13 protein-coding genes are annotated in these 15,997 nt (G+C 51.7%); all 13 read left to right on the forward strand.

Translation table 11 applies throughout. The features are described from left to right. Positions 1-27: 27 nt before the first annotated feature. The 13 genes from CFI03_RS17295 to CFI03_RS17355 all read left to right on the forward strand — a co-directional run bounded on the left by CFI03_RS17295 (position 28) and on the right by CFI03_RS17355 (position 15,943). On the forward strand, positions 28-1,836 hold the full coding sequence (locus tag CFI03_RS17295; protein WP_248758185.1) for a cache domain-containing sensor histidine kinase: 1,809 nt from the start codon (positions 28-30) through the stop codon (positions 1,834-1,836). A 19-nt stretch (positions 1,837-1,855) separates the two neighbouring features. Next, positions 1,856-3,469, forward strand: a complete 1,614-nt coding sequence (locus CFI03_RS17300; protein ID WP_248758186.1) for a response regulator — start codon at positions 1,856-1,858, stop codon at positions 3,467-3,469. 203 nt (positions 3,470-3,672) lie between these two features. Then, positions 3,673-5,058, forward strand: coding sequence for an ABC transporter substrate-binding protein (locus tag CFI03_RS17305; RefSeq protein WP_248758187.1), 1,386 nt, complete (start codon positions 3,673-3,675; stop codon positions 5,056-5,058). An 85-nt stretch (positions 5,059-5,143) separates the two neighbouring features. Next, on the forward strand, positions 5,144-6,037 hold the full coding sequence (locus CFI03_RS17310; RefSeq protein ID WP_248758188.1) for a carbohydrate ABC transporter permease: 894 nt from the start codon (positions 5,144-5,146) through the stop codon (positions 6,035-6,037). After that, a complete protein-coding gene (locus CFI03_RS17315) occupies positions 6,034-6,867 on the forward strand; it encodes a carbohydrate ABC transporter permease (protein ID WP_248758189.1) in 834 nt (277 codons plus the stop codon). Before CFI03_RS17310 ends, CFI03_RS17315 begins: the two co-directional genes overlap by 4 nt. Continuing rightward, the gene (locus tag CFI03_RS17320) at positions 6,864-10,055 is read left to right on the forward strand and encodes a glycosyl hydrolase (protein ID WP_248758190.1); all 3,192 of its coding nucleotides are present in this window, start codon (positions 6,864-6,866) and stop codon (positions 10,053-10,055) included. The genes CFI03_RS17315 and CFI03_RS17320 overlap by 4 nt, the downstream gene beginning before the upstream one ends. 2 nt (positions 10,056-10,057) lie before the next feature. Further along, positions 10,058-11,056: a glycoside hydrolase family 130 protein gene (locus CFI03_RS17325; RefSeq protein ID WP_248758191.1), complete on the forward strand. Its 999-nt coding sequence runs from the start codon at positions 10,058-10,060 to the stop codon at positions 11,054-11,056. A gap of 360 nt (positions 11,057-11,416) precedes the next feature. Beyond that, positions 11,417-12,034, forward strand: coding sequence for a CBS domain-containing protein (locus CFI03_RS17330; RefSeq protein WP_248758192.1), 618 nt, complete (start codon positions 11,417-11,419; stop codon positions 12,032-12,034). A gap of 6 nt (positions 12,035-12,040) precedes the next feature. Further along, the gene (locus CFI03_RS17335; protein ID WP_248758193.1) at positions 12,041-12,838 is read left to right on the forward strand and encodes a pyruvate, water dikinase regulatory protein; all 798 of its coding nucleotides are present in this window, start codon (positions 12,041-12,043) and stop codon (positions 12,836-12,838) included. Positions 12,839-12,924: 86 nt separating this feature from the next. Next, positions 12,925-13,893, forward strand: coding sequence for a class II fructose-bisphosphatase (gene glpX / locus CFI03_RS17340; RefSeq protein WP_248758194.1), 969 nt, complete (start codon positions 12,925-12,927; stop codon positions 13,891-13,893). 26 nt (positions 13,894-13,919) lie between these two features. Continuing rightward, positions 13,920-14,327 carry a nucleoside-diphosphate kinase gene (gene ndk / locus CFI03_RS17345; protein ID WP_248758195.1) on the forward strand — a complete coding sequence of 136 codons (408 nt, stop codon included), beginning with the start codon at positions 13,920-13,922 and terminating at the stop codon, positions 14,325-14,327. After that, a complete protein-coding gene (gene fsa / locus CFI03_RS17350) occupies positions 14,324-14,974 on the forward strand; it encodes a fructose-6-phosphate aldolase (protein WP_248758196.1) in 651 nt (216 codons plus the stop codon). The genes ndk and fsa overlap by 4 nt, the downstream gene beginning before the upstream one ends. 213 nt (positions 14,975-15,187) lie before the next feature. Then, entirely contained in the window at positions 15,188-15,943 is a 756-nt protein-coding gene (locus CFI03_RS17355; RefSeq protein WP_248758197.1) for a YveK family protein, read from the forward strand. Positions 15,944-15,997: the final 54 nt, after the last annotated feature.

A 15,997-nucleotide genomic window follows, 5' to 3' on the forward strand; every position in this document is an offset into this window, starting at 1 on the left:
ATCGAAGGACCTAGGGGGAACTTTGACATGAGGCAATTGACACGATCGATTTCCGATCTGAGCGTTTTTAATAAATTTTTCTACGGCGTTATTGCCATTGTGCTTCTTATTCTCGCCCTCAGTTTGTTTGCCTCATATACCTATTCTCAGAGCATCTATGAAAAACAGGCGTCCGAGAATGCTTCCCGGCTTGTGAAGAGCATCGATGAAGGCTTCAAATCGAATCTCGACCAAGTGGACCGGATTATCATGTCTATCTATAACGACTTGGACTCCGAAAATTCCAATTTCCTCTCATCGACCGAATATAGCGGTCTAACGGATGAATACCGTACCCTACAATTGACTCAAACCTTCTATCAGCGGCTGCTCAACCTCCGGCCGGATTTTAATAGTATTTATATCTACGTTTCGCCTAGCAAACAAATTTCCTACGCGGTGAACGGAATCGTAGATCCCGATTACGACCCCCAGCAGGAAGACTGGTTTCTTCAAACGGTTGCCGCTGACGGCAGCACGATCATATCCGCTCCGCATGATCCTTTCCAATTGCATAACGCGGAAAAGGTGATCTCTTTCTCGCGCCTGTTAAAGCGTTTCGATTCGAACAAAGACGACTCTTACGGCGTTATTCTGATCGACCTGTCGATGGATGCCATTCGGTCAATCGTGGATAATGCCGACCTCAGTTCTGAAACCGGTGTTATGATTCTGGACGGCAAGGGAGAAACGTTATTCTCGGGCGGTCCGTTAAGCAGAGGAGAGTTTTTGAACGAGGAAACCCGAAGCAAGGTGGCCTCTTCGTCCCAAGGTATGCTGAATTTGCGGATCAACGGCAAGAAGTATTTACTTTCCTACGGAACGATTGGCATTACGGGCTGGAAGTCGCTTACGCTTACCCCGTTTTCCGAAATCCAAAAGGATCGCAACAAGCTGCTTCTTTTCTGCCTTGCGCTAGCGGCAGTCGCTCTCTTGATAACCGTCATTATCGCCTATCTGTTCTCCAAGCGGCTGTTCAAGCCGATTCATACGCTTAAGCAAGGGATTGTGCAAGTTAAGCAGGGAAATTTCAATATCGAACTCGATCCGCCGACTAGCGACGAGCTTGGGCAGGTGGTATTCAGTTTTAATGTTATGGTAAAGACGATCAAACAGTTGATCGAAGAGAAATACGAAGAAGTTCTGGCAAGGCAGGAGGCGGAATTCCGTTATTTGCAATCGCAGATGAATCCCCATTTCATGTTCAATACGCTTCAGACGATTAACGGCATGGCAATCGTAAACGAAGTGCCCGAAATCAGCGCCGCTTCCAGCAATCTCGCAAGAATGCTAAGATACAATATCGACATGAAACAAAGGACCGTAACGATCCGGGAGGAGCTCGAAAACGCGGTATGTTATTTGCAAATTCAGAAAATCCGCTTCAGAGAGTATCTCGATTACGAATTAAGTGTGGACGAAGATATCTATGACTGCACCATCATCAAACTAATCCTTCAGCCTATTTTGGAAAATGCGATCGTTCACGGCATTGAACCGAAAGGGAATAACGGCAGCATCCGCTTATCAGGCTCCCGAATGGAAGAAGCGGTGCGTATCCAGGTTTTTGATAACGGTGCCGGCATGTCCGAGGAGCAGTTGGATCGCTTGATGCGCGGTATTCGAGAGGATAGCGAGCTAAGTGACGCGGATGAAAAAAAGCGGCATAACCGCGTTGGCTTGAAGAACATTCATAAAAGAATTCAAATCATTTATGGACCGGAGTACGGTATTACGGTGGAAAGCTCGCAGGGGGAATGGACGCGGGTTATTATCGATCTTCCGGTAACCGGTTAAAAGGAGGGATGTGATTGCGATGATCAGAGCGATTATTGTAGACGACGAGGAATGGACGCGGATGAGCTTGCGCAAGCAAGCGGATTGGGAAATGCTTGGCATCGAGCTTGCGGGAGAAGCGAGGAATGGCGCTGCTGCGATGGAGCTGGTCCGCGAGCGCAAGCCGCATCTTGTCATTACGGATATCCGGATGCCGGCTATGGACGGCATTCGTCTGATGGAGCTGCTTCACGCCGAATATCCTGAGGTGCTGATCATTGTGATCAGCGGCTACTCCGATTTCGAATATGCGCGCAAGGCGCTTAGCTTTGGCGCTTTCGAATATATCCTTAAGCCAATCGAGACGGAGCCCTTGATGCAGGCCCTGCAGCGTGCCGCGGATAAGCTCCGTCATGAAAGAGAACGGCAGGCCGGTTATGTAGATTTGTTCCGAAAGGCCAACTTAAGCGATCTGCTCTCGAAAGAGAAGGTTTTGACCCGGCTCGTCACCAGTGCGGCTTCCGACTCCGGGGAAATCGAGAATGCTTTGCGCAGGCATGGCCTATTGCTGGATTGGCCAAGAACGGCTGTATTGACGATTGAGGTTGCGAATTTCGAAAAAGTAGCTGCAGAGCGGTACAAGCAGGATAAGGATTTGGCTCATTTTGTGCTGGCCAATGTCATTGGCGAGTTGTTCCGCAAGTATCCGATGACGATTCTGTTTCGGAATATCGGAAAGGACAATGAATTGGTTTTGCTTAAAGGCTTGAGCGAAGAAGAGGATCAGAAGAACATTTCTTCTCTGTACGAGGATTGCCGGCTTATCATTGATACGGTGAAACAGGCAACGCAGTTTGAGTTAAATATCGGCATCGGGCGTGAATGTACGGATCTGGCTGATATTTATCGTTCCTATGCCCAGGCATGCGAAGCGGTCCAAAACGCGGAGCTTGTACTTGCGAGCCAAGTAACCCATTTCGACGAAGTAAGCAGCCGCAACGAATATTATATTTACCCGAACGACAAGGAGAAGGCGCTGCTATATTATGTCGGGAATTTGTACAAGGGGCAGGCTGTTGCGCTTGTGGCGGAGCTGTTCGGGGAGATGAAGAAGAACGCCGCTCTGCATCCGCAGAGCATTCGGAGCACGGCGCTGGGGCTTATTTTCGCGATAAATCAAGCCTTAAGTCCCTATCAGTCATCAATAAACGAACTCGGCATCGGGGAAGCGGAAAATGCGGTCAGGAGCACGCGTCTTACGGTTGACGAACTAAGCACGGATGTTCAGCGGATCGTCGAAGCGGCAGTGGATTACTTATCCTCTCGGAAGAAGTCAGGGTCATACAGGGGCGTGGAAGAAATCGTGGAATACTTGGGCGCGCATTTCCATGAAGAGATAACGCTCGGCAGCGTGGCGGAGCGTTACTTCCTCAATCCCGCATACTTATCGCGTATTTTCAAAAACGAAACGGGGCAGACGTTTAACGATTACGTGAATACCCTTCGACTGGAAGCCGCATCGAAGCTGCTCAAGGATCCAAAGCTCAAAATGAGCGCCATCTCGGAGATGGCTGGCTATATGAGCGAGAAATATTTTTTCAGGAAGTTCAAAGAGCATTACGGCTGCACCCCAACCGAATACCGCAATCGCTAGGCGCGAGAATCGCGAAGGCAAGCGCAGCCGGATTCCTTCACAAAGAAGGAATCCTTTTATTTGGTGCCGCATCCCCCAGTTAAAAAAGTGCACCTCAACTAGTAAAATGCGTGGACTGATTAGGGGCCTGGGGCCGTCTATAATGAGGAACATAAAGCAGCGGCGACAAGCAGCCGCGTGTTAAATACAAAGGAGGGTCATGCATGTTACCTATCAAAAAACCGCTTATGCTTTCCCTGACGCTCGCCATGCTCGCATTGTCGGTCACGGCATGCGGCAGCAACAACAACGGCAATTCGAACCCGAGCAATTCCCCGTCCGCCAACAGTTCGGCCAGTCCTGAACCATCGGCCAGCTCCACTGCCGAACCGAAGGGAGAGCAAGAAGCCGTTACGTTGAACTACCTCACATGGAACTACGCAACGATGGGCAAGTCGACGGATGCGTGGATCAAAGGCTTGAAGGATAAATACAACATTACGATCAACATGCAGAACGTGCCAAGCGACAATTATCCCGCTGCTTTCAAAACAAAGTATGCAGCCAATGACATGCCGGACCTCGTCATGACGCATGGCATCGACCGCAATCTGTTTATGAGCTTCGAGAAAGTGGCGATCAAGCCGGAGGACTTCGTCGATCTGTCCGAGCTGCCGGAAGTGGCCGATTTCATGCCTTCGGTCATCGCTGACCGCAAAGAAAATACAGCCGGCAAGCTGTACTACGTACCGGTTACGTCCAACGCGCTAGGCGTGCTGTACAACAAGAAGACGTTTACGGATAACGGCGTTGCCATTCCGAAGAATATCGATGAATTCGTGGCAGTGGCCGAGAAGTTCAAAGCGGCCGGCATCCCGCCTATTGAAGCCGCGTTCAAATCGCTGACCCAGGTGCAGATCATTCCGTTTATCGCGTTTGGTCAATACGTGAATACGAAGGACATGGAGATCCGCAAGAAGCTGGCGGACGGTTCGATGAAATACAGCGATATTAAGGAAGACATGATGAAGGTGCTGCAGCTCCAGCAAGAATGGAGAGACAAAGGATACTATCAGGACGGTATTCTTGGCACGGATCCAAACGTTGCGGCCGAGCAAGTCGCGCTGGGCAAGACGGCGATGTTCATTACGGGTACGTGGCAGTTCACGAACATGAAAAATGCGAATCCGGAAGCGGAAATCGGCTATTTCCCCCTGCCTTTGAACGCTGCTGGAGAGAAGACCGTTGTGCCGACCAGCGCTGACAACGGGCTTATGATCAGCGCGCATTCCAAGCACGTGGACGCTGCAAAGCTTGCGATGCAATATTATTTGAGCCCGGAGATCCAGGCGCTGGTAGTCGACGATCTGAAGGGAATCCCGACCAGCTCCAAGGTGCAGACTAACGATCCGTTCCTGAAGGACGTGCAGGATGCGATGGCTGCCGGCATCGTACAGCCGGATTGGCTTGGCTCCAACGGCTATTACTTCCCTTCCGGCACAACGTTTAACATTGCGCAGAACCTGCAATCGCTTGTCGCCGACGGAACAACCATCGATCAGTTCTTGAAAGATCTCGATGACGCAAACGCCAAAGCGTTAAGCAAATAATCCAATAAGCTCCAGGGTGAAAACCGGCGCGTGCGATTGCGTTGCCGGTTTTCTTATACCCACGGAGAGAAAGGCAGTAGGAAAGATGCAAACAAACCTTCGGCAAAAATGGAAAATAAACGGCATATGGCTCCTATTCGTGCTGCCGGCCTTGCTGTTCTACCTGGTTTTCCTGCTCCTTCCGACGTTAAGCGCAACCTATTACTCGCTTACGGATTGGGACGGCGTGACGAGCACGTTTATCGGCCTCGACAACTTCCGTGCTATGTTCCATGACCGGCTGATCATGGCGTCGTTTCGGAACACGGTGCAATACACGGTATCCATTACCGTTGTGCAGAACGGGCTGGGGCTGCTTGCCGCCCTGATTCTCGTTCGGGCCTTTCGTGGCGTTAACGCGCTGCGGACGATGTTCTTTATGCCTCATATTTTCAGCGGACTCGTCATGGGGTACGTATGGGGCTTTATTCTGGAGCCGAACATCGGGGCCTTAAACAATGTGCTTGATTTTCTTCATCTAGGTGCGCTCAAGATGAGCTGGCTCGGGGATCCCTCCGTTGCGAGATGGATGATCGTCTTTGTATCCAGCTGGCAAAATTTCGGCTTCTCGATGGTGATCTATATCGCAGGCCTGCAGGGCGTTCCGCGGGATTTGTACGAATACAGCGAAGTAGAGGGCGCGTCGTCATGGCGGAAATTCGCGAGCATTACCTTCCCGCTTATCGCGCCTTCGTTCACGATTAACATGATTTTGTGCCTGATCGGCAATTTGAAATTGTTCGACCAGATTTATTCCCTTACCGGCGGAGGACCGGGGTTCGCGACGGAATCCATTGCTTCAACGATCTATAAGGTAGGTTTCTATAACGGCATTGAATGGGGCTACGGTTCGGCGCTTTCGATCGTTTTATTCCTCTGTATTCTGCTTTTGTCGGTAACGATGGTTACCCTTCTTCGCCGAAGGGAGGTAGAGATGTGAGAAGCTATTTATCCAAAACGACGGCCATTGCCGGTATGGGGCTGCTGTGGCTCGTGGCTCTCATTGAGATCTATCCGATTCTGCTCGTCGTGATCAGCGCGGTGAAGAGCAAGCCGGAGCTGGCGGCCAATCCCTTCGGCCTTCCGAAGGAAGTGACGTTCGAGTTTTTCAAAACGGCGTACAACACGATGCATTACCTGCAATCGGTCGGCAATACGATTCTAATCGCCACGCTATCCGTCGCGGTAAGCGCGGCGATTACTTCAATGGCCGCTTACGCAATTGTCAGACGGAAGAACCGGTTCCATTCGTTTCTCTATATGCTCTTCCTGGCCGGGATGATTATTCCGTTCCAGATGACCATGATTCCGCTGTATAAAATGATGGTCGACTTTGGTCTCTATAACTCGTACCACGGCATCATGATGATTTATTTGGCGTTAACCGCTCCATTCTCCGTGTTTTTGCTCGTTGGTTTTATCAAAAGCGTGCCGCGCGAGCTGGAGGAAGCCGCTCTTATCGACGGCTGCGGCATCTTCCAGACGTTTTTCCGCATCGTTTTGCCTTTGCTCAAGCCTGCGTTAACCACGTTATGCGTATTGAATTTGTTCTCGGTATGGAACGACTTCCTTATGCCGGTGCTGTTCCTGCCGGATGACAAGAAGATGACGATTACGGTGCAAATCTCGAAATTCCAAGGCATGTACAGCAATGATTGGTCACTGTTGTTTGCCGGAATCTGCATGATTGTCCTGCCGATGGTCGTGATCTACCTGCTGGCGCAACGGTTCATAATAAACGGCATTACGGCGGGGGCGATTAAAGGATGATGACCGGCATGGAAATGAAGGAAAGATTTAAGCAGCCGGCGAACCGGAATCGGCCGATCGCCTTCTGGGTATGGAATGACGATCTGACGCCGGAGCGTGCCAGGCTGCAATTAAGGGAGCTGGCTTCCCATGGCTTTGGCGGGGCCTTTGCGCATCCGAGGCCGGGACTTGCAATCGAATATTTGTCCGAGGAATGGTTCGAGCTGTGGAGCGCGGCATTGGATGAAGCGGAAAGTCTCGGTTTGCAGTTATCCATATACGACGAGAACTCTTATCCTTCCGGTTTTGCGGGAGGGCATGTGCCCTCTGAACTTCCGGATTGTCTTGCGAATTGCGTTCACTTCAAAAAATACGGCAGGGGTCAGCTGTCGGAGCTTGGCAAGCAACAATCTTTAATGCTGAATGTGCCCGGTCATCCGATCCGTGCCTTTGCGATGCTGCCCGCTGAGGAGAAGTCCTCCGGCTTTGTCATCGCACGGGATGTTACGCTGCTGCCGGTCTCCGAATGGGAGCAGCATGGCGAAAGCTTCTGGCTGTTTGAGCTCGGAACGCCGGAAACGAATGGTTGGATGGGCGGCTTCGCGTACGCCGATTTACTGCGGCCGGAAGTTACGCGCCGCTTCCTGGAGACGACGCATGAGGAATACCGGAAGAGGTTCGGTGATCGCTTCGGGAGCGTTATTCCGGCGCTGTTCACGGACGAACCGGAAATATCGCCGGGCAACCTTTTTCAAGACGGTGCAGGTTTCCTGCCGTTTACCTACTGGTTCGCGGGCGAATTCGAGAAGCGAAACGGCTATTCGCTCTTCGACTATTTGCCTTGCCTGTTCGAGGATGTCGAGCATCCCTTAAAGCAGAAGGCCGCACGACGGGTGCGTTACGATTACTATTGCACGCTTCAGGCGTTATGGACAGACAACTCGGTACGTCCGATTTCGGAATGGTGCGAGCATAACGGTCTCGCGTATACGGGCCACTATGTTGAACATAACTGGCCGCATCCTTTTAACCGGTCATCGCCATCGGTCATGTCCATGTACGAATACATGCATTGGCCGGCAATCGATATGCTTCGATCCGAAATGCACCGGCCGGACCGGAAGTCGCCGGATAACTCGGCTCATATGCTCATCTGCATCCGAGAAGCGCAAAGCGCAGCCAATCAATTCGACCGGGAGCGGGTACTGTGCGAAGCTTTTGGCGCGGGAGGATGGGATTCCTCATTCGAGGATTACAAGCGGATTGGCGATTGGCTGTTCGCGAACGGCATTAACGCGTTAACGCCGCATTTTACCCAATCGTCCATAGCGGGTGCGCGTAAGCGGGATCATCCGCAATCGTTCGACTGGCGCCAGCCGTGGTGGGAGGAATGGAAGACGCTTGCGGATTATTTCGCCAGATTGTCCGCGGTACTGACTGAAGGCAAGACGCGTAACCGCATTCTTGTCCTGAATCCGACGACCTCCTCGTATCTGTTCGCGCCAAAGGACCTGGAGTCTAATGAAGAGTATAAGCTTGGAGTCGAGAAGACGCGGCAGTTGACGCAATGGCTGGTTGACAGAGGCTGGGATTTTGATTTTGGCGACGAGACCATTATCGAACGCCATGGATCCGTTGAAGGCGGTAGGCTTGTTGTCGCGAATCGGGCATACGAGGCGGTTATTGTACCTCCGGCGATGCTGAACATGAAACGGACTACCGTATCGCTGTTGGAACGATTCATGGATGCGAACGGAGTAGCGCTGTCATACGGAGCAATGCCGGTATGCATGGAAGGCGAGGCTTGGGATGCACAACTATTAACCGGGCATGCGGCTTGGGTGCGGGCAGATCGTTTAGAAGAACTGGATAACGGATTAAGATCGAGGCTTCAGCCTTTGCTGCGGTGGCGGTCGGGCTCGGCGCAGCATCCACGGCTGTCCCATCTGCGAAGAGAGCATGAGGATGGCAGCGTGACGTTATTTTTCGCAAACAGCAGCGTGCATGACGTTCAAGATGAACTGCTGCTGCCCTGCGCCCGCGTTGAGAGCTGGGACCCTTATAGCGGCATGGTCACCGTTGTTGGAAATGCTGCGGAAGAAGCGGGTATGGCTATTCCTGTCCTGATAATTGGTTCGGGATCCCTTCTTCTGCGGGTTTATCCGGGTGGCGAAGGCCGCTCCAGGGATGAGAGCGATCGGTACGATTCCGCTATAGCTCCTCTTGTCTATAAGAAGATAGAAGGAAGTCCAACGATGATCATGCCTGAGGAAGATAACCTACTGCCTATTCTCTATTGCGACTTGACCGTCGGGGCGAATACGTATACCGGCGTCAGTGCGCTTCAAGCGGGCAGACTGGCCTTCGAGCATCACGGGTTTCCGTCCAATCCATGGGATAACGGCATTCAGTTCAAGAGACGGCTGCTCGACAGGGAAGAAGCTTTCGACGAGCGTACCGGCATTGCGGTAGAATACCGCTTCTATGTCGTGCCTGAAGAGTTGCCGGAGCGATTAGGCCTCATCGTTGAACGGCCCGAGCTCTACCGCATCACCGTTAACGGTTTTCCGCTGGAGATCCGGCCTGGCAATTGCGGACTTGACGAACATATGGGACAAGGAGATATTTCGGCATACGCCAGAGAAGGGGACAATGTCATCCGGCTGGAAGGGCGTCCTTTTTCAATCCATATGGAGATTGAAGCGGTGTATTTGGCAGGTGCCTTTCGTGTCATGGAATCGGATGGCAAGTGGGTGATTTGCAAGCCTTCTCCAATAAGGATTGGTTCGTGGAGAGAGCAAGGATTTGCTTTTTACGGCGGGGCGATGGGCTACTCCAAGACGGTGAGTATACCTGCTTCGGCCTGCCGGGCGATCATTCGCCTGCCGCATTGGCGGGGGAGTGTCGCAACCGTGTATGTCAATGGAGAGAAAGCCGGAATCATTGGACTGGATCAAAGCTCCGTGCTCGAGATTTCGGATCGGGTCGAAAAAGGTTCGGATAATATGATTAGCGTCAGACTTGCGGGAGGGTTCAGGAATTTGCTTGGCCCGCATTTCGATCCTTCCAGACCGCGCAACGTTGCCTGGCCTTCCTTCTGGAAGCGAACGCCGGCTTATGGTCCGCCTCCCGCGAAGGAATTTGATTTAATCGATTACGGATTGATGACCGACTTCGAGGTGGAGGTCGGGAGTAAAGGAGACCAATAAAAATGAATTTACCAGCAGCCGAGCTATTCAAGTCCAGCAAAAGGATTCACCGGTACCCGGGCAATCCGATCCTCAGCGCCGGCCTCGTGCCTTATCCTACGGCTTTAACGTTTAATGCCGGCGTGACCAAATTTAACGGGAAATACGTGATGATTTTTCGCAACGATTACGGCTCCGCGGAGGAACAACGCATTGCTCCTCATGATACGACCGACCTTGGCATTGCCTACAGTGACGACGGGATCCGCTGGGAGGTTGGACCAAAGCCTGTCTTTAAGCTCCGCGATGAGGAGATTATTCGTGCTTACGATCCAAGGCTTACGGTGTTGGACGGCCGCTGTTATATGTGCTTTGCGGTCGATACGAAGCATGGTATACGGGGCGGTATCGCGGTAACGGATGATTTCGAGACGTTCGAGATTTTAAGCCTATCGACACCGGATTTGCGCAACATGGTGCTATTCCCTGAGAAAGTTAGAGGACGATATATGCGGTTGGAAAGACCGTTCACCGTCTACAGCCGCGGGGGAACGGACAGGTTCGATACTTGGATTTCCGAATCGCCCGATCTGAAATACTGGGGAGGCTCGGAGCTGCTTCTGGCGGTTGAGCATGTTCCGTTCGCCAATGACAAAATAGGTCCGGCCGCGCCTCCAATCCGGACCAGCCGCGGCTGGCTCACCACGTTCCATGCGGTGGATATCGACCCGGCGAGAGGAAAGAACGGCTGGGAGCCGTCCTGGAAGAAGCGTTACACGGCCGGTATTATGCTGCTTGATCTTGATGATCCAAGGCGGATTGTCGGCATGAGCCAAACGCCGCTCCTGTCGCCGGAAGCCAGCTACGAGGTTGAGGGAGGCTTCCGCAACCATGTAATATTCCCTGGCGGCATGATTCTGGAAGATTCGGGCGAGGTCAAAATTTATTACGGAGCCGCGGACGCCGTCGTGTGCTTGGCAACCGCTGATGCGGAAGAACTTGTTCGGCTTTGCTTGGAATGAGAGCGTTTACTGGGATGGCAGCTTCTCCGATGAATTCGGGGAAGCTGTTTTTTGACGTTCTCCTAACCGCATCAATGATCGGGCTTTTTTGTTTCGCTGTGCTTGCTTGTACCGTCTCTTCTTTCTCTTCTCTTACTTTCATTTCCCCTCTCAGGGTCAGATTTTTTTGTAGTACAAAAGCCAGTATGGCCATTCACACAGCATAAATAGAGCGCAATTCGGATGCGATAGAACATATATTGTGTAATAAATATATATGTGATATATTAAATCCGATTAATGATGGTTATATAGGTAAATGTGTGTAATAAAAAGGTGAGAGGGTGAACCGTTATCCAGCTATCGAATCGCCAGCTAGAATTGCTTGAGCTCGTTAAAAAGCATGCGCCGATTACGGGTGAGCAGCTTGCGGAGTATATGGGCGTCAGCCGCCCGACGCTGCGCTCGGACCTGTCGCTGCTTGTGATGCTGAACCTGCTTGACGCGAAGCCGAAGGTTGGCTATTTTCTCGGCGAAGCCTACCGTTCGACCGACGATACGGCAGCGCGCCAGCGTTTTGACAATATTAAGGTTCACGAGATCCAGGGCGTTCCGGTCAATATTCCGGAGACGTTATCCGTCCAGGATGCGGTTATCACCTTGTTCACGGAGAACGCCAATACGCTGCTGATCGTGAACGAGAACAAGAATCTCGCGGGCATTGTAACTCCCAAGGATCTGTTGAAGATCACGCTCGGAAATCCGGGCGCGGGTGCTATCCCGGTAAGCATGGTTATGACGCGTTTTCCGAATATCGTCACGCTTGTTCCCGAAGAATCCGTTTCGGATGCGATTCGAAAGATGATGCTCCATCAAGTGGACTGCCTACCGGTTATTATTTCGGGCGAGGGCGGACCGGAAATTAGCGGATGGGTATCGAAATCGAACATTATCCGGCTGATGTCGGATATTGCAACAGCTGCGGAACTGGGGGATTAGGAGCTTATGTCAGAGCAAATTATCTATGTTTGTTCAGATGCGGTAGGGGAGACCGCGGAAGCCGTCGCGAAAGCGACCTTGCGGCAGTTCGCATCCGATCATGTCAAAATTAAACGATTCGGCCATGTAAAGACCGAAGAGGAAGTTATTCAGATCGTTGCCGAAGCAGCCCGTACGGGCGGCTTTATCAGCTATACGCTTGTTCAGCCGGAGCTTCGCGAGCTGATGAAGGAAGAATCGTTCCGCTGGGGAGTACGGGCGGTTGATGTTATGGGCCCCATGATGCAGGCTTTCGTGGATACCTTTGGCAGCTCGCCAAAGCGCAAGCCCGGGCTTCTCCATTCCATCGACGACGATTATTACCGCCGGATGGAAGCGATTGAATTTGCGGTGAAATACGACGACGGCAAGGATGCCCGCGGCCTGATGCAGGCTCAAGTGGTTCTTATCGGCGTATCACGTACGTCCAAGACTCCGCTTAGTATTTTTTTATCCCATAAAGGAATCAAGACGGCGAACCTGCCGTTAATGCCTGAGGTCAGACCACCTGCCGAGCTTACGCCGGCACCGGGCCGGTTAATTGTTGGGCTTACGATGCAGCCGGAGCATCTGCTGCATATCCGGACTGAGCGTCTTAAGACGCTTGGTCTTCCGGAGTCCGCGCAGTACGCTTCCATGGAGCGGATTATGGAGGAGCTCGCTTACGCATCCAGCGTGATGCAGACATTCCAATGCCCGGTAATAGACGTTACGAATCGAGCGATTGAAGAGACCGCGGGACTTATTATCGAGCAATTATCTTAAGTACCCCTAGAAAATCTTGCACAAAAAAACGCCGCCAACGTATTTATCGCATAAAAATGGCAATACGTATGAGAGGATGCCCAAAAATGTTAGAACGCGAATTGTCTTTAGAGCTAGTTCGAGTCACGGAGCTTGCGGCGCTTGCCGCTTCCCCTTGGATGGGCCGGGGAGATAAGAACAGCGCCGACGGCGCAGCAACCGAAGCGATGCGGAGCATGTTTGATACGGTATCAATCCGTGGTACGGTTGTTATAGGCGAAGGCGAAATGGATGAAGCGCCGATGCTTTACATTGGTGAGCAAGTCGGCAGCATGCAGGGACCCGAGGTTGACGTTGCCGTTGATCCGCTCGAAGGGACGGAGATCGTTGCTCGGGGACTCAATAACGCAATGGCCGTGTTGGCTGTTGCAGGCAAAGGCCAGCTCCTTCACGCGCCTGACATGTATATGGAAAAGCTTGCGGTTGGACCGGAGCTTGCCGGCAAGCTGTCTCTGAAGGACCCGATCCGCATAACGCTGGAGAAGGCGGCGCTTGCGCTGGATAAGCCAATCACGGACTTGACCGTGATGATTCTGGACCGTGAGCGCCATGCGGACATAACCCGCGACTTAAGGGAAGCGGGCGTTCGGATCAAGTTTTTATCGGACGGGGATGTCGCGGGAGCGCTAGCGCCTTCTTTTCCGGAAGCGGGCATCGATCTCTATGTTGGTTCGGGCGGCGCTCCCGAAGGCGTCCTTGCGGCGGCTGCGCTCAAGTGCTTAGGCGGCGAAATTCAAGGCAGGCTGATTACCGAAAGCGAGGAGCAATATGAACGCTGCGTCTCTATGGGACTGGCGGATCCTCGCAAAATATTAAATATCAACGATATGGTAGGGACCGGGGATGTTATTTTCGCGGCCACCGGCGTAACGCCCGGTGAGTTCCTGGGCGGAGTGCGCTATATGCCGGAGCAGCGCGCGGAGACGCATTCCATGGTCATGCGGGCACAGACGCGTACCGTACGGTATGTGAAGTCGCTTCATTATTTACCGAACAAACCTCTATTGCGCAAATAAAACTAGGAATGAAAGAAGGAATGGAAATGGAACGAACCTTTGTCATGGTGAAGCCCGATGGCGTGAAGCGTGGATTAATCGGCAGCATAGTAGCAAGATTCGAGCACAAAGGCTTTAAGCTCATACAGGCGAAATTGATCGAGATCGATACGCCCCTGGCAGAGCGCCATTACAGCGAGCACGCGGCGAAGCCTTTCTTTGGCGAACTCGTCGAGTTCATTACTTCCGGTCCTTCTTTCGCCATGGTCTGGGAAGGCCCCGGTGCCGTAAAAAACGCCCGTACCCTGATCGGCCGCACGAATCCTTCGGATGCGGATGCCGGCACGATTCGCGGCGATTACGCATTAAGCGTAGATAGCAATATCGTTCACGGCTCCGATTCCGTTGAGAGTGCGGAACGCGAGATAGAGATGTTTTTTGGCGGACAGCTATGAAGTTTTTCCTGGATACGGCTAATGTCGAGGAGATTAGAAGAATTGCAAGGCTTGGTCTCGTTGACGGGGTAACGACGAATCCATCCCTGATCGCGAAGGAAGGCCGTGAATTCAAGGAAGTTATCCAGGAAATCGCAGGTTTTATTCACGGTCCCATCAGTGCGGAAGTAATCGGTACGACTTCGGAAGAAATGCTGATGGAGGCATTTGACATCGCGGATTGGGCCCCCAATATCGTCGTTAAGCTGCCAATGACCGAGGACGGTCTGTATGCAACCCGCGCTTTGTCGGAAAAAGGCATTAAGACCAATGTAACGCTGATTTTTACGGCTGCGCAAGGTCTGATGGCTGCCAAAGCAGGCGCAACCTACATTAGTCCTTTTGTCGGCCGTCTGGATGACATTGGTACGGATGGCATAGGGCTAATTCGGGATCTCCGGACGATCCTTCATAACTACGGGATGCATGCGGAGATCATCGCGGCAAGCATCCGCCATATCGGGCATGTCGAGCAGGCTGCGTTGGCCGGAGCCCATATCGCAACGATTCCAGGAGCGCTGCTTCCTTCACTTTGGAAGCATCCGCTTACGGATGCCGGCATTGCGAAATTCCTTAGCGATTGGGACGGCAGGAAGCCGAATTTGTAAAGAATAAAACCGTTCACTAACCCTCATCAAACGGGTAACCGTTTGCATGGGGGTTTTCTTTTTGCCGGAACGCTTCGCTGCAACGATATGTCGCAAAAATATGAAAACCGTTGAAAAAGCTATTGACATGATACGGTTTGTATCTTAAAGTAAATATACAAATGTTGATACAAATTGTATCTAAAGTCCTACAAGGCTGCAGGAGGGAAGCGAGTGGAACTTAAGCAGTATGCTCAGATCTTAGTGAAAAAATGGTGGCTGATTGCCGCCATTGTTATCGTTGCTGTTGTTGCTACCGGTGTTAAAAGCTACTTCTTTACAACCCCGATTTATCAAGCCAAGGCTACACTTATCGTCAATCAATCTCCCCAGCAAGCCGGCGTGGAAGCACTGAATCTTGGTCTGCTGCAGTCCAATGTCATGCTTATCAATTCCTATAAAAAAATTGTTGAGTCAGCCTACATCATGGAAAAAGTTGTCGAGCAAAACCAGAACCTGGGCATTACCGCGGATCAATTATCGCAGAAGGTAAAGGTAGAATCGGCCGATGAATCACAGGTGATGGACATCATGTATACCGGAGCTTCATACAAGCAGGCCGCCCAGATCGTGAATACGGTATCGGAAATCTTCAAGGATCAAATCCCTCATATCATGCAGGTCGATAACGTGACCATTCTCGATAAAGCGGATGACAAGGATATTCCCAGCCCTATCAACAACAGCCCAATCCTGAATATGCTGATCAGCTTTATCGTCTCTTGCATGCTGGCAGTCGGCATCATCTTCCTGCTCGACTATCTTGACGACACGATCAAGAACGAAGCGGAAATGCTGCAAACTCTTGATTTGCCGGTTCTTGCGCTGATCAACAAGATTAATAAACAGGACATGGGGCTAAAGAACAAGCCGACAGTCAAGATGCAAAAAGAACGCAATGAAGCAACGTACGCGACGCTTAACCAATAAGAACTAATCGAATATAGGATTTGGTTTGGCAGCCCTAGACCTATAAGTCAGGGC

Source organism: Paenibacillus sp. ATY16, from assembly GCF_003399985.2.
Taxonomy (GTDB): domain Bacteria; phylum Bacillota; class Bacilli; order Paenibacillales; family Paenibacillaceae; genus Pristimantibacillus; species Pristimantibacillus glycanilyticus.